19 protein-coding genes are annotated in these 15,613 nt (G+C 60.5%); 8 read left to right on the plus strand and 11 right to left on the minus strand.

Annotation, left to right across the window (positions count from 1 at the left end):
- Together paaG and paaF are read right to left on the minus strand one after the other, a co-directional pair.
- Positions 1-792 (minus strand): 2-(1,2-epoxy-1,2-dihydrophenyl)acetyl-CoA isomerase PaaG, encoded by a 792-nt coding sequence (gene paaG, locus ACIP1X_RS03855; protein ID WP_400749494.1) that lies wholly within the window; start codon positions 790-792, stop codon positions 1-3.
- Between the two features lie 33 nt (positions 793-825).
- On the minus strand, positions 826-1,596 hold the full coding sequence (paaF, locus tag ACIP1X_RS03860; protein ID WP_053119440.1) for a 2,3-dehydroadipyl-CoA hydratase PaaF: 771 nt from the start codon (positions 1,594-1,596) through the stop codon (positions 826-828).
- Positions 1,597-1,966: 370 nt separating this feature from the next.
- On the opposite strand from paaF, the gene paaY reads away from it, so the two are divergent.
- The 3 genes from paaY to feaR all read left to right on the plus strand — a co-directional run bounded on the left by paaY (position 1,967) and on the right by feaR (position 4,632).
- Positions 1,967-2,563, plus strand: a complete 597-nt coding sequence (gene paaY, locus ACIP1X_RS03865) for a phenylacetic acid degradation protein PaaY (protein ID WP_400749497.1) — start codon at positions 1,967-1,969, stop codon at positions 2,561-2,563.
- A gap of 146 nt (positions 2,564-2,709) precedes the next feature.
- Positions 2,710-3,633: a phenylacetic acid degradation operon negative regulatory protein PaaX gene (paaX, locus tag ACIP1X_RS03870; protein ID WP_008079637.1), complete on the plus strand. Its 924-nt coding sequence runs from the start codon at positions 2,710-2,712 to the stop codon at positions 3,631-3,633.
- A gap of 84 nt (positions 3,634-3,717) precedes the next feature.
- Positions 3,718-4,632, plus strand: coding sequence for a transcriptional regulator FeaR (gene feaR, locus ACIP1X_RS03875; protein ID WP_400749500.1), 915 nt, complete (start codon positions 3,718-3,720; stop codon positions 4,630-4,632).
- A gap of 3 nt (positions 4,633-4,635) precedes the next feature.
- Here the strand turns inward: feaR and ACIP1X_RS03880 are convergent, their stop codons facing one another.
- From ACIP1X_RS03880 to ACIP1X_RS03900, 5 genes are all read right to left on the minus strand, one after another.
- Entirely contained in the window at positions 4,636-5,157 is a 522-nt protein-coding gene (locus ACIP1X_RS03880) for a cytochrome C (protein WP_282357852.1), read from the minus strand.
- Between the two features lie 135 nt (positions 5,158-5,292).
- Positions 5,293-5,814: a methylamine dehydrogenase light chain gene (locus tag ACIP1X_RS03885; RefSeq protein ID WP_008079640.1), complete on the minus strand. Its 522-nt coding sequence runs from the start codon at positions 5,812-5,814 to the stop codon at positions 5,293-5,295.
- A 13-nt stretch (positions 5,815-5,827) separates the two neighbouring features.
- Complete coding sequence (gene mauD / locus ACIP1X_RS03890) at positions 5,828-6,454, minus strand: methylamine dehydrogenase accessory protein MauD (RefSeq protein ID WP_400749502.1); 627 nt, start codon at positions 6,452-6,454, stop codon at positions 5,828-5,830.
- Positions 6,455-6,457: 3 nt separating this feature from the next.
- A complete protein-coding gene (locus ACIP1X_RS03895) occupies positions 6,458-6,997 on the minus strand; it encodes a MauE/DoxX family redox-associated membrane protein (RefSeq protein ID WP_400749505.1) in 540 nt (179 codons plus the stop codon).
- 12 nt (positions 6,998-7,009) lie between these two features.
- Positions 7,010-8,158, minus strand: a complete 1,149-nt coding sequence (locus ACIP1X_RS03900; RefSeq protein ID WP_400749507.1) for an amine dehydrogenase large subunit — start codon at positions 8,156-8,158, stop codon at positions 7,010-7,012.
- Positions 8,159-8,503: 345 nt separating this feature from the next.
- On the opposite strand from ACIP1X_RS03900, the gene ACIP1X_RS03905 reads away from it, so the two are divergent.
- Both ACIP1X_RS03905 and ACIP1X_RS03910 read left to right on the plus strand, forming a co-directional pair.
- Complete coding sequence (locus ACIP1X_RS03905) at positions 8,504-8,896, plus strand: c-type cytochrome (protein WP_400645906.1); 393 nt, start codon at positions 8,504-8,506, stop codon at positions 8,894-8,896.
- Positions 8,893-10,383, plus strand: coding sequence for an aldehyde dehydrogenase family protein (locus ACIP1X_RS03910; RefSeq protein WP_400749510.1), 1,491 nt, complete (start codon positions 8,893-8,895; stop codon positions 10,381-10,383). Before ACIP1X_RS03905 ends, ACIP1X_RS03910 begins: the two co-directional genes overlap by 4 nt.
- 54 nt (positions 10,384-10,437) lie before the next feature.
- Here the strand turns inward: ACIP1X_RS03910 and ACIP1X_RS03915 are convergent, their stop codons facing one another.
- The 4 genes from ACIP1X_RS03915 to ACIP1X_RS03930 all read right to left on the minus strand — a co-directional run bounded on the left by ACIP1X_RS03915 (position 10,438) and on the right by ACIP1X_RS03930 (position 12,230).
- Positions 10,438-10,635: a helix-turn-helix transcriptional regulator gene (locus tag ACIP1X_RS03915; protein ID WP_212549283.1), complete on the minus strand. Its 198-nt coding sequence runs from the start codon at positions 10,633-10,635 to the stop codon at positions 10,438-10,440.
- Positions 10,632-11,006 (minus strand): hypothetical protein, encoded by a 375-nt coding sequence (locus ACIP1X_RS03920; protein ID WP_400749512.1) that lies wholly within the window; start codon positions 11,004-11,006, stop codon positions 10,632-10,634. Before ACIP1X_RS03920 ends, ACIP1X_RS03915 begins: the two co-directional genes overlap by 4 nt.
- 139 nt (positions 11,007-11,145) lie before the next feature.
- Positions 11,146-11,625, minus strand: a complete 480-nt coding sequence (locus ACIP1X_RS03925) for a copper chaperone PCu(A)C (protein ID WP_159814508.1) — start codon at positions 11,623-11,625, stop codon at positions 11,146-11,148.
- Positions 11,625-12,230 (minus strand): SCO family protein, encoded by a 606-nt coding sequence (locus ACIP1X_RS03930; protein ID WP_053119469.1) that lies wholly within the window; start codon positions 12,228-12,230, stop codon positions 11,625-11,627. The genes ACIP1X_RS03925 and ACIP1X_RS03930 overlap by 1 nt, the downstream gene beginning before the upstream one ends.
- A gap of 327 nt (positions 12,231-12,557) precedes the next feature.
- On the opposite strand from ACIP1X_RS03930, the gene ACIP1X_RS03935 reads away from it, so the two are divergent.
- The 3 genes from ACIP1X_RS03935 to ACIP1X_RS03945 all read left to right on the plus strand — a co-directional run bounded on the left by ACIP1X_RS03935 (position 12,558) and on the right by ACIP1X_RS03945 (position 15,537).
- Positions 12,558-13,538, plus strand: coding sequence for a quinone oxidoreductase (locus tag ACIP1X_RS03935; protein ID WP_053119471.1), 981 nt, complete (start codon positions 12,558-12,560; stop codon positions 13,536-13,538).
- Between the two features lie 14 nt (positions 13,539-13,552).
- Positions 13,553-14,401, plus strand: a complete 849-nt coding sequence (locus ACIP1X_RS03940; protein ID WP_053119473.1) for a TauD/TfdA family dioxygenase — start codon at positions 13,553-13,555, stop codon at positions 14,399-14,401.
- Between the two features lie 83 nt (positions 14,402-14,484).
- Positions 14,485-15,537, plus strand: coding sequence for a 3-keto-5-aminohexanoate cleavage protein (locus tag ACIP1X_RS03945; RefSeq protein ID WP_400749516.1), 1,053 nt, complete (start codon positions 14,485-14,487; stop codon positions 15,535-15,537).
- Positions 15,538-15,613 lie beyond the last annotated feature (76 nt).

Raw genomic sequence — 15,613 nt, forward strand, 5'->3', positions numbered from 1 at the left:
TCAGCGACCCTTGAACGCTGGGGTGCGTTTGTCCATGAAGGCGCTGACGCCTTCGCGGTAATCCTCGCTGCGCCCGGCCAGCCGTTGCAGGTCGCGCTCCAGCTCAAGCTGTTCATCGAAAGTGTTGCTGAGGCTGGCGTTAAGGCTGCGTTTGATCAGCGCCAGACCATAAGTCGGTTGCGTGGCCAGGTGGCGGGCGAGGGTCAGCGCTTCGTCGCGCAATTGCGCGTCATCGATGCAGCGATAGATCAGCCCCCATTGCTCGGCCTGTTCGGCGCTCAAACGGTTGCCGAGCAAGGCCAGAGCTTTGGCGCGGGCCATGCCGACCAGTCGCGGCAACGTCCAGGTGCCGCCGGAATCCGGGATCAGGCCGATTTTGCAGAACGCTTGAATGAAGCTCGCCGAACGCGCCGCCAGCACCAGGTCGCAGGCCAGCGGAATGTTCGCGCCGGCCCCGGCCGCGACGCCGTTGACCGCGCAAATCACCGGCATCGGCAGATCGCGCAATTGGCGGATCAGCGGGTTGTAGAAGGTTTCGATCGACACGCCGAGATCCGGCGCTTCAGTGCCTGGCGCGACATTGCGGTCGCTGAGGTCTTGCCCGGCGCAGAAACCACGACCTTCACCGGTCAGTAGCAGCACGCGCACTTCCGGGCTCTGCCGCACCTGCTTCAGCGCTTCCTTGACCTCCAGGTGCATGGCGGTGTTGAAACTGTTCAGTTGCTCGGGCCGGTTGAGGCTGAGCAGGGCGACGCCGGCCTCGATGGAAAACAGGATGTGTTCGAAGTTCATGGGCAAGGCTCTCCGGGAGATCGTTCGATTCGATTACTGGCCGCGAAACTGCGGCGCACGCTTGTCTTGAAAGGCGCGAATGCCTTCATCGCGGTCGGCGGTGCCGGCCAGCAACGTAAAGGCGTGGCGCTCGAAACGCAGGCCGCTGGCCAGATCGGTGTCCATCGCCTTGAGCAGCGCTTCCTTGGCCAGACGCACGGCCAATGGCGCTTTCGCGGCGATGGCGTGGGCGATCTGCAGGGCGCGTTCGACGGTGAATTCCGGCTGGGTGATTTCGCTGACCAGACCGGCGCGCAGGGCGTGGCGGGCGTCGATGGCTTCGCCGGTGAGCACCATTTGCATCGCCAGGGATTTACCCACGGCACGCAGCAATCGTTGGGTGCCACCGGCGCCGGGCATGATCCCGAGGTTGATTTCCGGCTGACCGAAGCGCGCGTCTTCGCCGGCAATCAGGATGTCGGCATGCATCGCCAGTTCGCAGCCGCCACCGAGGGCGAAGCCGTTGACGGCGGCGATCAGCGGCTTGCTGAAGCGGGTGATGGATTGCCACGAGGCTTGGCGCGGATCGTTAAGGATGCCGACCAGATCGCGCTCGGCCATTTCCTTGATGTCGGCGCCGGCAGCGAAGGCTTTGCGGCTGCCGGTCAGCACCACGGCGCGGGTGTCGGGGTCGGTTTCGGCGGCGCTCAGTGCAGCGGCGAGTTCGCCGAGCAGTTCGGTGTTGAGGGCATTCAAGGCCTGCGGACGTTGCAGGGTGATCAGGCGCACAGCTTGCAGCTGTTCAACGGCCAGGGTTTGAGGCATGGCAAAGGCCCTCGCGGAGCACGCTCGGCTAATGCCGGCTTGTTGTTGGTTCGACGTCAGGCGTCGGTTTTGCCGGAGTATAGGCTTAACGTGATACGTAAATGCAAGATTGAAATGTGATTAACGTGTCTTAAATGGAAGGTTGTGGAATTTGCTACAGCTCGTTGGTTCTTGGTTGGAGTTGAATAACTGATTGAAATAACTCAAATATTGGTAGGTTTTAAGGGATCGAGATTGTCGATGAACGGTGTTCGACAAAAGCGATACGCTTTTCTCTCTTCACTGCATCGAAATGATGTGATACAAATCAAGCCTGGTTACGCATCGCTTTGCGTATCTCACCGCACAACGTCCACCAAAGGAGCCTGCGATGACCTGTTACAGCCTTGATGGACTGACCCCGGTGGTTGACCCTTCGGCCTATGTGCATCCGTCAGCGGTGTTGATCGGCGACGTGATCATTGGCCCGCATTGTTATGTCGGGCCGCTGGCCAGTTTGCGCGGCGACTTCGGCCGCATCGTGCTGGAAGAGGGCGCTAACTTGCAGGACACCTGCGTGATGCACGGCTTTCCCGACAGCGACACGGTGGTCGAGCGCAATGGCCATATCGGCCACGGCGCGGTGTTGCACGGTTGCCGGATCGGCGCTGACGCGCTGGTCGGGATGAATGCGGTGGTGATGGATAACGCACGAATTGGCGCACGCTCGTTTGTCTCGGCGGCGGCGTTCGTCAAAGCGGGTTTTGAATGCCCGGAACAGTCATTGGTGATGGGCGCACCGGCGAGTATCAAGCGCGTATTGAGTGATCAGGAAGTGGCGTGGAAACAGGCCGGCACTCGCGAGTACCAGGCGCTGGCCCAGCGCTGCCTGACGCAGATGCAGGTGTGCGAACCGCTGAGCGAACCTGAAGCGAATCGCCCGCGGATCAGCGACAGCGGCTTGCGCCCCAAGAACCAAACCGCATGAGCACCACATCTCTACTGTGGGAGCGGGCTTGCTCGCGAAAGCGGTGTATCAGAGAAACAAATATTGACTGACACGACGCCTTCGCGAGCAAGCCCGCTCCCACAGGATTCGGTATATTCCATTCTTTTTTTCAACCCGGTACGCCCATGTCATCGCTGACACCTTTGAACCACCTCATCACCCGTTTCCAGGAGCAGACGCCGATCCGCGCCAGTTCCTTGATCATCACGCTGTACGGGGATGCCATCGAGCCCCACGGCGGCACGGTGTGGCTGGGCAGTCTGATCCAGTTGCTCGAACCGATCGGCATCAACGAACGGCTGATCCGTACTTCGATTTTTCGCCTGACCAAAGAAGGCTGGCTGACCGCCGAAAAAGTCGGCCGCCGCAGCTACTACAGCCTCACCGGCACTGGTCGCCGGCGCTTCGATAAGGCCTTCAAGCGCGTGTACAGCTCAACCGTGCCGGCGTGGGATGGTTCGTGGTGCCTGGCGATGCTCACGCAATTGAGCCAGGACAAGCGCAAGCAAGTGCGCGAAGAACTCGAGTGGCAAGGTTTTGGTGCGATTTCGCCGGCCGTACTGGCGTGCCCGCGCAGTGATCGCGCTGACGTCAACGCGACGTTGCAAGACCTCGGCGCGCTCGAAGACACCATCGTTTTCGAAACCACCGCGCAAGACGTATTGGCCTCCAAAGCCCTGCGTGCACAGGTGCGCGAGAGCTGGAACATCGAGGAACTGGCGGCGCATTACAGCGAGTTCATCCAATTGTTCCGACCGCTCTGGCAAGCACTGCGCGAGCAGGAAAACCTGCTGCCGGCCGACTGCTTCATGGCACGTCTTCTGCTTATTCATGAATACCGCAAACTGCTGCTGCGCGACCCGCAACTGCCAGACGAATTGCTCCCCGGCGATTGGGAAGGCCGTGCCGCCCGCCAGCTGTGCCGCAACATTTACCGATTGATCTACGCCAAGGCCGAAGAGTGGCTGAACACTGCGCTGGAAACCGCGGACGGGCCGTTGCCGGATGTCGGCGAGAGTTTCTATCGACGTTTTGGCGGCTTGAAATAAGCGCCACAACGAGGGAGCCGCACTGTTCAGGAAGAACGCTTGGATTGACGTAGATAATAAAAACAAGCCTGCGTGAGGCCAGACATGATTTCTTCAACTGCACAACGCCGTGACGGCTTCGATCAATGGATCCATCAGATCAATCAGATCTGTGGCGCCTTCAACGCGCAAACCCTCGGCGCCGATTTCTCCGGGCGCATTCGCGAGTACCAAAGCGGTGCGCTCAAACTGAGTTTTGTCGACGCCTGCCAGGCGCGGCTGTATCGCACGCCAACAGAAATCGCTGCCGGCGAGGGCGGTAAATATTTTGCCGTGTTCCAGCTCGAAGGCTCGGCGGGCATGGCCCAGGGCGACAACAAAGCCTTGCTCTCGGCGGGCGACATCACCCTGATCGACGCCTCGCGCCCGAGCGATTTCACCTACCACGAGAACTCGCGGCAACTGTCGCTGATCCTGCCGACGCATCTGGTCGAGAAGACCTTGCGCTTCAATCAGGTCAAGTGCGGCCACCGCATCCCGGCGAGTTCGCCGATGGCCATGCTCTCGCACCATTTGATTCTCGACGCGACGCGGCAGAAGAACCTCAGCCTGAGCGAAAGCGAAGCGACGCTGGAGGCGATTGTCAGCCTGCTGCGCCCGGCGATCAGCCACAGCGAAGATTGCAGCGATCTGCATGAACGGATCTTTCAGAAGACCCTGGCGTGCATCGACGAGCACATTCGCTGCGAAGAGCTCTGTCCGGAATGGCTGGCGCGAGAAGTCGGGATGTCGGTGCGCGGGCTGTACCGGATCTTTGCAAAAAAGGGTTTGGTGGTGGCGCGCTACATCAAGAATCGGCGGCTGGATTTGTGTGCCGAATCGCTGCGTCAATCCGGGGCTGAGCAGAAGCTCTCGGTGCTCGGTTATTCCTGGGGCTTTTCCGATTCGAGCCATTTTTCCACGGCATTCAAATCACGTTTCGGCATTGCGCCGGGGGAGTACCGCAGGCAGCACGCCTGAGGCTCAGTAGTGCATGCCGTCATCGATGGCGATGCCTTGCGCGCGCATGGCTTTGATCAGCTCCGCCCGGGTGCCGGGCAGGTTGAGCATGGTTTCGTGGCGCAACTGCGCAATCTCGTCAGCGCTGTACGGCTGATAGTGCGCAGGCGTGCTTTTGCCAGCCATGCCGTCCTCGCGAATCAGCCAGTTGAGCAGGTCGGCCAGTTGCGCGTTGTTCAGCGCTGATTGCGACATGCCCGGCACGCGCACCAGAAACTCCCGGCCACCGGGCACCTTCAGGAAGTTGCCGACGAAACCGGTCAGACGCGGCGTGTCGTTGGCGGCTGAGCCGCTGCCGTCGGGCAAGTGGCAGCCAGCGCATTGCAATTGGTAATTCACGCCGACGCTGTAACCCGCCTGGGCGATGGGCGTTTGCGGCGATTCGTTGCCCGGCGCATGCCGCTGGTTGGGGTTGGGAATGGCCCGGGCGTAAACCGCTGGCGCGGCCAACACCAAAGCCAGACCCATCACGAACAAATGACGCATAACACCACCCTCAAAATTTACACAAAACCCCGTAGGAGCTGCCGAAGGCTGCGATCTTTTGATCTTGATCTTGAAAAACAAAGTCAAAAGATCGCAGCCTGCGGCAGCTCCTACAGGGGGTTTTTGGTGATCAGGTCAGACGGCCACACCGCGAATAATCGAAACCGTGCAGTGGTAGATGTGCGATTTCGCCGCCAAACACCAGTTCACGTCGTTGTTGTTGAACGGCCGGTACGCCGGCTCTTCGCTGTCGTTGCGCGTACAGGCGCACTGCGCGCAGCTCTGCTTACCGCAGCAATCGTTGTACGAAATGATGTAATCCTTGCCGTCCGCCGGGTTGCGGCAGGTGCCGATCCACGTCACTTGCGAGGCTTCGGTGCCGGGTGGGCACGAGGTCACCGAGCCGCCGCAGCAACTGCACAGAAAGCCGTCGATCGAGCAGTAGCGCCAGTAGTCGCAGCTGTTCGGATCACCCGGATCGCCCGCTTTGGGATTGTCCGCCGCCAGCGCCTTGCTGGTGCGATCCAGCGGCAACAACAGCGGCAGTGCGGCGCCGGCGACCATCAGCGAGCCCATGCGCGCCAGCAATTTGCGTCGCGATGTGGTGTCGGCCACGCGGCGGGTCGAGCGCTCAAAGAGCAGATCCAGCAGTTTCATAAATGTCTCCTGCTCAGTGGCTGTGGCTATGGCCGTGACTGTGGTCATGCGGTTGCGGCTGGTTGTTGAGGTATTCCTGCAGCGTGGCGCTGTGCAGGTGTTCGACCTCGAACAGGCTGTCCAGATGCTCGCGGGAATTGACCAGACCTTTGGCGCGCAAGGTGCCGGATTTGTCGATCAGCGCGGCGTACGGCAGCTTGCCGATCTGGTAGGTCATGCCGACTTCCGGGCCGACCACGTAGGTCATGTCATCGAGTTTGTGTTCGCGGATCAGCGCTTGTTGGGCATCCATGTCGCCGTCGCTGATAAACACCACGTCGAGGCGATCGGCTTGTTGTTTGGCGATGGATTTGATCGCCGGCAGCAGCGATTTGCAGATCGGGCAGGTCGGCGAGAGGAAGAACAGCAGCTGGTTCTTTTCCCCGGCATAACCAAAATTGACCGGACGACCATGACGATCAGCAGCGGTCACTTGCGGCGCCGCTTCGTTGACCGCCACACCCTTATCGACCATCAGCGCACCGGCCGGAGCAATGCGCCCGTGCAGCACGCCGATCTGCCGCACCAGGCCCATCACCGCGAACGCCAGCGCAATCAGCAGCACCCACAACAGCACGTTGGAAATCATCAGACCTTGCATAAATCACCTACCAATCAATTTGAGCAGAAGAGGGGAGTTGGCCAGCAAGCCGTCGGCGGCCGCGTAGATCAGCAGCGCAACAGCACTGGCGGCGACGGTGACAAAACCGTCGAACAAACCAAGGTCGCGAACGATCGGTGTGGTGCTCGCCAGTAACGCCAAAGCCACTAACACCGCGTTGCGCGTCAGCAGAATCGGGCGCAGTGGCTGTGCTTGATCCGGCCCGGCACAGCCGCAGTCGATGTCGCGGCGACCGCGCCACAGGTTGATGCCGATGGCGGAGGCGTACAGCGCGATCAACGCAGCTGCGCAGACCGCTGCAATGGCGCGGCTGAACGGCACCAGCAGGGCAAAAGCGATGAGCAACTCCAGCAGCGGAATCACTCGGCCAATCGGCCGCACCAACGCTTCAGGCAGCAGTTGATAGTCCGCCAGTTGCTTGGCAAACCGGCCCGGTGCGCGCAGCTTGTGCGTCGCCGCGCTGGCCAGCAGCACGGCGACGGCCAGCGCACTGGCGATGATGAAAATCGGGTCAAGGGTCATGACTGAACCTCCTCAGTAGCTCATGACTTGCGTCGCGGTTTTCGCAACTTTCGGCATGCTCGATTGAAGCTTGTTGGTGCTCAGATCGAAGACCTGCAAACCGCCCTCGACGTCAGCGCCGAGCAGCAACGGTTTGTCGTCGCCGGTGGCTTGCAGGCTCCAGACCGGTGTAGGTGCTTCGAGGGTCGCGACCTTCTTGCCGGTCTTGATATCGAAGGCCCAGATCAGCGTGCTCGGGTCTTCCCACTTCATCGCTTCGTGGGCGTCGTGCATCAACACGTACAAACGATCGAGCTTCGGTGCGACCGCCATCAACTGCCAGCCGCCGGGGGCCCAACCGGTTTTCTTTTCGGCGTCGTTGACCAGCGACCACGACGGCAGAATCTTCGGCGCGTCGCCAGCGAAATCGACCGGGCGCACGGTGCCGGTGGTGGTGACGAAGTAGTAGGTGTCGCCGACGTTGACCGCGCGCTCGTTGAGCTTCTCGGCATTCGGGTCGAAGAACGGCGTGCGGCTGCGCGCGGTTTCCTGGCCCTGATCATTGAGGGTGACCACTTGCAGGCTGCCGTCGCCGCACAACGAGGCGAAGCGGCGGTTGCCGACCGGGTAATTGAGCACGCAACCGGGGATGGCGATTTCACTGCTGACCGCGTGGGACTGGGTGTCGACCACGGTCACCGAAGTCGATGGGGTGAAGTTGTAGACGTAGACGAAGCGGTCATCGCCGCTCGGTTTCAGGCCGTAGCGCTGGGTCAGGGATTCGGCGCGTTTGCTTGGAATCACCACTTCCCACGAGGGCGACAGCGTCGAGGTGTCCCACGCGGTGAGTACGTCGGTGCGCGTGCCGCGAGTGCCGCGTGAATAGAACAGGTCGGCGCTGTACAGGGTTTTGCGGTCGTGGCTCAGGGCCGATGGCGCGGCAAAACCGGTCGGCACCATGCCGAGGATTTTCTTCTTGTCGGGATCGACCACGGTGACGCGGCCCATCACGAAACTTTCGAATTCGACGTCGACCACATAAGCGCGGTGCGCTTCGGGCGGGAACGCCAGCGTGGTCTGGCCGATGGTGTCGGGCGGCAGATCGGCATGGGCGCTGTTCAAGCCGAGCATCAGCAGGCTCAAGCCCAGCGCTGACGGTACGGTGATCCGGTTGGTTCGCATTGAAGGGGGACTCCCTGACTGGTGCCCTGAAAAGTGGGTGCCAGTGGATTCTGCCTCTGCGGCGAAACCGGGGAATTGCTGTGTCTGCCAAGTGCTTGTGTGTCTGTGCCAGTCGCAATTGGCAGCCTTGCCAACACGACTGGCAGGCAGGGCAAAACCTGCTTTGGCGGCAGGCCAGACAATCTCCATCAGCTCCCGTCGCCACCAATCCCTGTAGGAGCTGAGCTTGCTCGCGAAAGCGGTGTGTCAGGCAACCCCTGTTCTGAATGTGCTGACGTCTTCGCGAGCAAGCTCGGCTCCTACAGGGATTGGTGTGTATTCACTGTTTTTTTGGATGTGTCTTCTATGTCCCTGCTCAAATTCGCCTGTGCTTCGTTGTTTTCTCTGACACTCGCCCAAGCCGCTGTCGCCGCCGATTGCGCGGCGGATTCATCCCACGGCGCACAAATTTTCAACACCGAATGCGGCGTCTGCCACGCGGTTAAAAAAGACGTCACCGGCATGATGGGCCCCAACCTTAACGGCGTGATCGGGCGCAAATCCGGCTCGCTGGCAGGCTTCAGCTATTCCCAGGCGATGCGCAACAAAGACGTCACCTGGCAGGCCGAGACCATCGCCGAACTGATCACCCAACCCCAGGCCTACGTGCCCGGCACCTACATGCCCTACATGGGCCTGGCCTCGAAAGATGACCGTGAGGCCGTGGTGTGTTTCCTCAAATCCAAGGAGGCTTTATGAGCAACGTTGCAATGCTGTCGCAAGTCGCGGCGTTCATTGATCGTCGACATGGCTGCTTTATCGATGGCCAGTGGCAATTCGCTGACGGGCCGACGATTGCCGTGGTCGATCCGGCCACCGGCCAGACCTTGTGCGAAACCCTCGATGCGCCCGCCGAATTGGTCGAGCGCGCGGTGCAGTCTTCGCACGCGGCGTTCAAGTCTGGCGTGTGGTCGGGGCTGCGCCCGGCCGATCGCGAGCGCATCCTGCTGAATTTCACCCGCCTGGTCGAGGAGCACGGCGAAGAGCTGGCGCAACTGGAAACCCTCAGCCAGGGCAAGTCGATCAACATGGCACGCGCGCTGGACGTCAACGCCACGGTGGAATTCATGCGCTACATGTCGGGCTGGGCGACCAAGATCGAAGGGCAGACCTTCGACGTGTCGATTCCGCTGCCACCGGGGACAAAATTCACCACGTTCACCAAACGCGAACCGGTGGGTGTGGTGGTCGGCATCGTGCCGTGGAATTTTCCATTGATGATCGCCGCGTGGAAGTTGATGCCGGCGCTGGCCACCGGTTGCACGGTGGTGATCAAACCGGCGATGGAAACTCCGCTGACGGCCATGCGTCTGGCTGAACTGGCGTTAGAGGCGGGCATTCCGGCAGGCGTGTTCAACGTGGTCACGGGCGGCGGGGCTTCGGTCGGCGGCGCGCTGACGGCGCATCCACTGGTGAGCAAGGTGTCGTTCACCGGTTCGACGGTGGTGGGCAAAACCGTTGGTGTCGCGTGCATGGCCAACATGACCCGTTTTGCGCTGGAACTGGGCGGCAAGAACCCGATGATTCTGCTGGCGGATGCCGATGTTGAAAAAGCCATTCAAGGCGCGATTCTCGGTGGCTTGCTGAACAACGGTCAGGTGTGCGCGGCGGCGTCGCGCTTCTATGTGCATCGTTCGATTCACGACCAGTTTGTCGAAGGTCTCGCGGCAGTGGTTTCGGCCATGCCGATTGGCGCGGGGATGAACTGCGAGGCGGCCATCAATCCGCTGGTGTCACGCAAGCAGCAACAAAGCGTGCTCAAGCACATCGAACTGGCCAAGCGTGAAGGCGCGCGAGTGGTGTGTGGCGGTGAGCTGTTGGAAGGCGAGGGTTTCTACGTGCAGCCGACGGTGCTGGCGGACGTTGATCACAGCATGGCCGTGGCCCGTGAAGAAGTGTTCGGCCCGGTGTTGGCGGTGATTGCGTTTGATGATGAAGACGCGATGATCGAGTTGGCCAATGACAATCCGTATGGTTTGGCCGCGAGTTTGTGGACGAATGATTTGAGCAAGGCGATGAACCTGGTGCCGCGTATTGAAGCGGGCACGGTGTGGGTGAATGCGCATGTGCTGCTGGATCCGGCGATGCCGTTTGGCGGGGTCAAGCAATCGGGGATGGGGCGGGAGTTTGGCAGGACGGTGATTGAGGCCTACACCGAACTGAAATCCGTGTGTATCGCCCATTGATCCCCCGTCGCACCTTTTACATTTGAAATGCATCCCCCCCTGTGGGAGCGGGTGTTAACTTTCGCGGTCGTCGAAGATGTCTTCAATGGGCATTTCGAACGCCCGGGCAATCTGGAATGCCAGCGGCAAGCTCGGATCGTAGCGTTCGTTTTCGATCGCATTGATGGTCTGCCGCGACACGTTCAAGCGTTCTGCCAGATCAACCTGCGACCACTTGCGCTCGGCGCGCAGTGCCTTCAGACGGTTTTTCATTGGTAACGGCGTCGCGCAATCTGCAGCCCAACAATCCACATCAGACCCATCACCGGCCACACGCACGTCCACGGAATGTGCGGCGCGCCGACGTTTTCTAGAAACCCGTAACTGAACGTCAGCAGCGCCGAGGCGGCGAAGGCAAAACCGAGGGCTTCAAACTGGATACGCAGATGCATTTCATCCATGCGCCGCATGTTGCGCACGATCGCCCAGCACATCAGGCCTGCCGGAATGACCGGGGTCAGGGCCACCACGGATCGCAGAAAAATGTTGGCGTCCAGCAGGGATTGGCTGGCGATCAGGGAAAGGCTCAACACCAGCACGTAGAGAACCAATGCGGCGCCCATTTCGAGGTAGTAGCGGTTCATGCTTCACTTCCTGTGTAAAAGACCCTTTACATCCTCGCCGAAGAATTTGCCGATGTAAAGCACGCTTTCCATGAGCTCAAAAAAACGGGGCGGCATGATCGTTAATCAGGCCGCCCCGCAGGTGTTTCAGTCAGTCAGATCAGTGCATTTTGCTGTGATCGTGACCTTCCATGTTGGTCAGCGAGCGAACCGGTGCTTTGACCTCGAGGGTTTCTTTCTCGCCCTTGGCGTTCTCGACGGTCAGGGTCAGCGGCACGGTTTCGCCTTCTTTCAGCTGCGCGCTCAGGCCCATCAGCATCACGTGGTAGCCGTTCGGATCAAGCTTTACGGCTTTGCCAGCCGGCAGTTCGACGAACTTCACCGGGCCCATGCTCATGACGTCATTCTTCATGGTCATTTCGTGGATCTGCACGTCTTTGGCGATCGGTGTGGCGACGCTGAGCAGCTTGCTGTCGCTGTCGGCCGTGACGGTCATGAATGCGCCGCTGGCGGTCTGGGTCGGCACGGTGGCGCGAACCCAGGCGTCGTCGACTTTGGTCTGCGCGGAGGCCTGAAACGCCAGGCCCATCAGCGACAGGGCAATCGCAGCACGTTTGATGTTGTTCAGAACAGGGTGCATCAGCAAACCTCCATAACGGTAAGCAAGTCTTCCGTGCATTCTTCTGCCGAAAGCGAGGTGGACAGGCCCAGGCGCAGGCCGCCACGGGAGTCGTAGACGTAACTGGTCGACGTGTGCGAGATGGTGTAGGTGTCGCCGGCCGGGACTTTTTCGTAGAACACGTCGAATTCCTTGGCGGTGGCCTTGGTTTCCTCAACGGTGCCGTACAGCGCGACGAAGCTCGGGTCGAAGGCTTTCATGTAGGCGTCGAGGATTTCTGGCGTGTCACGTTCGGGGTCGAGGGTGATGAAGATCACCTGCAAACGATCGCCGTCCTTGCCCATCAGTTTCTTGATTTTCGCCGCGCGGGCGAGGGTGGTGGGGCAGACCGCCGGGCATTGAGTGAAGCCGAAGAAGATCATCGGCATCATGCCGCGAAAGCTCGACAGCGACATGGTTTCGCCGTCGGTGTTCTTCAGCTTGAAAGTGCGTCCCAGGATCTTGTCGCTCAGATCTTTGCCGTACTTGTACGACAGTTCGCCGCGGGTGTCGCAGCCGGCGAGCAGGCCGAGCCCGAGTACGCCCATTCCCGCAAGCACCTTGCGGCGAGTCAACAAAGCCGTCATCTAATACCGCCTTTTGCAGCCCGCCCGTCGACAGGACGGGCGGTGGTTAACCGTAAAAGCGGCGCATGATACCAAACTGACGGCAACGACCGGCTCCGGATCGCCGTACGGCGTAGGATCTGGCGACAAAAGGTGTAAGAAAAAGTGACCGGTAGCGCGTGAGCGTCGGAGAGGGCGGCCCGTCGGACGCCTGTTTGTCTTGCCGCCCGTTGTCATCAAATGAAAAGCCATTGTCGCCTGATGCGAAGCGATTGCCTGGCGCGCGACCTAGAGTCAGGTCAACGCCAATCGAGCGATACGCCCAACCTTGCAGGGAGAATAAGAAAAATGGCCAAAGCAGTGCGCTTCTACGAATCCGGTGATCCCGACGTGCTTCGCTATGAAGATGTCGACGTTGGCGATCCCGGCCCAGGCCAGGTGCGTCTTCGTCATGTGGCGGTGGGCCTCAACTACGCCGACACCTACTTTCGCAACGGCACTTACCCGATCCCGCTGCCTAACGGCATGGGCGTTGAAGCCTCCGGCGTGGTGCAGGCCATCGGCGAGGGCGTGAGCAATGTGCGGGTGGGCGATCGTGTCACCTACACCGGGTTTCTCAACACCTTGGGCGCCTACAGCACTGAGCGTCTGATATCCGCCGCTCCGCTGATCAAACTGCCGGAAACCATCAGTTTCGAGACGGCTGCCGCGATGACCATGCGCGGGCTGACCTCGGCTTACTTGATGCGGCGTATCCACGACTTTAAAGCGGGCGACAGTATCTTGCTGCACGCTGCTGCCGGTGGCGTCGGTCTGATCGTTTCGCAGTGGGCGAAGTTGCTCGGGCTGACGGTCATCGGCACCGTCTCCACCGAGGCCAAAGGCGAAATCGCCCGTGCCCATGGCTGCGACCATGTGATCAATTACAGCCACCAGGACGTCGCGCAACAGGTTCGCGAATTGACCGACGGCGTTGGCGTCAACGTGGTGTTCGACAGCGTTGGCAAGAACACCTTCATGGGCTCGCTGGACTCGCTCAAACGTCGCGGTCTGATGGTGTGCGTCGGTACGGCTTCCGGGCCGATTCCGCCGGTCGATCCGATGTTGCTGGCAATGAAGGGCTCGCTGTTCATGACCCGCCCGGCCTTGGCTGACTACATCGCCGACCCCGAGGAAAAAGCCGCGCTCGCTGGCGAGCTGTTCGACCTGGTCGGCAGTGGCCGGATCAAGATCGAAATCAACCAGCACTACGCGTTGCAGGATGCCGTTCAGGCCCACCGTGACCTGGAATCGCGCAAGACCACCGGCTCATCGATTTTCGTCATCTGAAGGAGTCGTCAGCCATGAGAGTCGAACAACTGACGTGCAGCATTGGCGCCGAGCTTGAGGGCGTCAGCCTTGCCGACGCGGTACATGACGACGGTCTTTTTGCCGAAATTCGCGCGCAATTGCTCAAGCACCGCGTGTTGTTCCTGCGTAATCAGGACATCAGCCGTGCCGATCACGTGGCCTTTGCCCGGCGCTTCGGTGAGCTTGAAGATCACCCGATGGTTGGCAGTGATCCGGATCATCCCGGGCTGGTGCGGATCTACAAGAGCCCGGAGCATCCGCCGGAACGCTATGAAAACTCGTGGCACACCGACGCCACCTGGCGTGAGGCGCCGCCGATGGGTTGTGTCTTGCGCTGTGTCGAATGTCCGCCGGTGGGCGGCGACACCATGTGGGCCAATATGGTCGAGGCGTATGCGCGCTTGCCGGAAGACGTGAAGATCAAGATTGCCGATCTGCGTGCCCGGCACAGCATCGAAGCCAGCTTCGGTGCTGCACTGCCGATCGAAAGACGCCTGGCGCTAAGAGCGACGTACCCCGATGCCGAGCATCCGGTGGTGCGCACGCATCCGGACACGCTGGAAAAAGTGCTGTTCGTCAACGCCTTCACCACACACTTCAGCAATTACCACACCCCCGCTCGGGTGCGATTCGGCCAGGACGCCAACCCCGGCGCAAGTGAGTTGCTGCGCTACCTGATCAGCCAGGCGTACATCCCGGAATACCAAGTGCGCTGGCGCTGGAAACCCAACAGCATTGCGATCTGGGACAACCGCAGCACCCAGCATTACGCCGTGATGGATTACCCGTTGTGCCATCGCAAGATGGAGCGTGCCGGGATCGTCGGCGACAAGACTTACTGATCGACCCTTACTGCATTCGCACTCGAAAACGCCAGCCCGGTGCGAACCCGGCTGCGCGGACAATCATAAAAAAGGAGTACCCCATGCAATTTCTCGACGATTCCCTGCACCCGGAAAACATGGGAAAAGTGGTGATCACCGTGGCCCCGTATGGCCCCGAGTGGATGCCGGAAGATTTCCCCGAAGACATCCCGCTGACCATGGATGAACAGGTGCAGAAAGCGGTCGATTGCTACGAGGCGGGCGCCACTGTCTTGCACCTGCATGTGCGTGAACTCGACGGCAAGGGTTCCAAGCGTCTGTCGAAATTCAATGAGCTGATTGCCGGTGTGCGCGAAGCGGTGCCGGACATGATTATCCAGGTCGGCGGTTCGATTTCCTTCGCCCCGGAAAGCGATGGTGAAGCTGCCAAGTGGCTGTCCGATGACACCCGGCACATGCTCGCGGAGCTGACACCGAAACCGGATCAGGTCACGGTGGCGATCAACACCACCCAGATGAACATCATGGAGTTGCTGTACCCGGAATACCTTGCAGGCACCTCGCTGGACAACCCGGCCATTCATGCCGCATACAGCGAAATGACCGTGCCGGCCGGCCCGGCCTGGGTCGCCGAACATTTGCGCCGGTTGATGGCCGCAGGCGTCCAGCCACACTTTCAACTGACCGGCATGCATGCCCTGGAAACCCTGATGCGTCTGGTGCGCAGCGGTGTGTACATGGGCCCGCTGAACCTCACCTGGATCGGCATCGGCGGTGGTTTCGACGGGCCGAACCCGTTCAACTTCTTTAACTTTATCCATCGCGTGCCGGACGCTTGCACCCTGACGTCCGAGTCGTTGCTCAAGAACGTGCTGCCGTTCAACACCATGGCATTGGCGATGGGCTTGCATCCGCGAGTCGGCAATGAAGACACGATCATTGATCACAAGGGCGATCGCTTCGGGTCGGTGCAACAGATTCAGCAGACCGTGCGCATTGCCCATGAACTGGGGCGCGAGATTGCTACCGGCAAGGAAGCCCGCGAGATTTATCGCATTGGCGTGGCGTATCAGAGCATCGAAGAAACCTTGTTGGCCAACGGCATGGCGCCCAACCGCAAGGCCGGGCAAAAAGGCCTGCCGCAACGCGGCTGACTGAACCGGGCGAGGGGCCGCTGGCCTCTCGTTCGTTGCGTTACCCCAACAGCTCGATAACAACAAATACAACAAA

Origin of the sequence: Pseudomonas sp. NPDC088885 (genome assembly GCF_044750025.1) — a bacterium.
GTDB classification, from domain to species: Bacteria; Pseudomonadota; Gammaproteobacteria; order Pseudomonadales; family Pseudomonadaceae; genus Aquipseudomonas; species Aquipseudomonas rustica.

Bases quoted from the DNA above. Each gene is read 5' to 3' on its own strand.
- ACIP1X_RS03900 (WP_400749507.1), bottom strand. From the start codon at position 8,158: ATGCGAACCAACCGGATCACCGTACCGTCAGCGCTGGGCTTGAGCCTG.
- ACIP1X_RS03945 (WP_400749516.1), top strand. From the start codon at position 14,485: ATGCAATTTCTCGACGATTCCCTGCACCCGGAAAACATGGGAAAAGTG.
- paaF (WP_053119440.1), bottom strand. From the start codon at position 1,596: ATGCCTCAAACCCTGGCCGTTGAACAGCTGCAAGCTGTGCGCCTGATC.
- feaR (WP_400749500.1), top strand. From the start codon at position 3,718: ATGATTTCTTCAACTGCACAACGCCGTGACGGCTTCGATCAATGGATC.
- ACIP1X_RS03915 (WP_212549283.1), bottom strand. From the start codon at position 10,635: ATGAAAAACCGTCTGAAGGCACTGCGCGCCGAGCGCAAGTGGTCGCAG.
- ACIP1X_RS03895 (WP_400749505.1), bottom strand. From the start codon at position 6,997: ATGACCCTTGACCCGATTTTCATCATCGCCAGTGCGCTGGCCGTCGCC.
- paaY (WP_400749497.1), top strand. From the start codon at position 1,967: ATGACCTGTTACAGCCTTGATGGACTGACCCCGGTGGTTGACCCTTCG.
- ACIP1X_RS03935 (WP_053119471.1), top strand. From the start codon at position 12,558: ATGGCCAAAGCAGTGCGCTTCTACGAATCCGGTGATCCCGACGTGCTT.
- ACIP1X_RS03940 (WP_053119473.1), top strand. From the start codon at position 13,553: ATGAGAGTCGAACAACTGACGTGCAGCATTGGCGCCGAGCTTGAGGGC.
- paaX (WP_008079637.1), top strand. From the start codon at position 2,710: ATGTCATCGCTGACACCTTTGAACCACCTCATCACCCGTTTCCAGGAG.
- ACIP1X_RS03905 (WP_400645906.1), top strand. From the start codon at position 8,504: ATGTCCCTGCTCAAATTCGCCTGTGCTTCGTTGTTTTCTCTGACACTC.
- mauD (WP_400749502.1), bottom strand. From the start codon at position 6,454: ATGCAAGGTCTGATGATTTCCAACGTGCTGTTGTGGGTGCTGCTGATT.
- ACIP1X_RS03930 (WP_053119469.1), bottom strand. From the start codon at position 12,230: ATGACGGCTTTGTTGACTCGCCGCAAGGTGCTTGCGGGAATGGGCGTA.
- ACIP1X_RS03885 (WP_008079640.1), bottom strand. From the start codon at position 5,814: ATGAAACTGCTGGATCTGCTCTTTGAGCGCTCGACCCGCCGCGTGGCC.
- ACIP1X_RS03920 (WP_400749512.1), bottom strand. From the start codon at position 11,006: ATGAACCGCTACTACCTCGAAATGGGCGCCGCATTGGTTCTCTACGTG.
- ACIP1X_RS03880 (WP_282357852.1), bottom strand. From the start codon at position 5,157: ATGCGTCATTTGTTCGTGATGGGTCTGGCTTTGGTGTTGGCCGCGCCA.
- ACIP1X_RS03925 (WP_159814508.1), bottom strand. From the start codon at position 11,625: ATGCACCCTGTTCTGAACAACATCAAACGTGCTGCGATTGCCCTGTCG.
- paaG (WP_400749494.1), bottom strand. From the start codon at position 792: ATGAACTTCGAACACATCCTGTTTTCCATCGAGGCCGGCGTCGCCCTG.
- ACIP1X_RS03910 (WP_400749510.1), top strand. From the start codon at position 8,893: ATGAGCAACGTTGCAATGCTGTCGCAAGTCGCGGCGTTCATTGATCGT.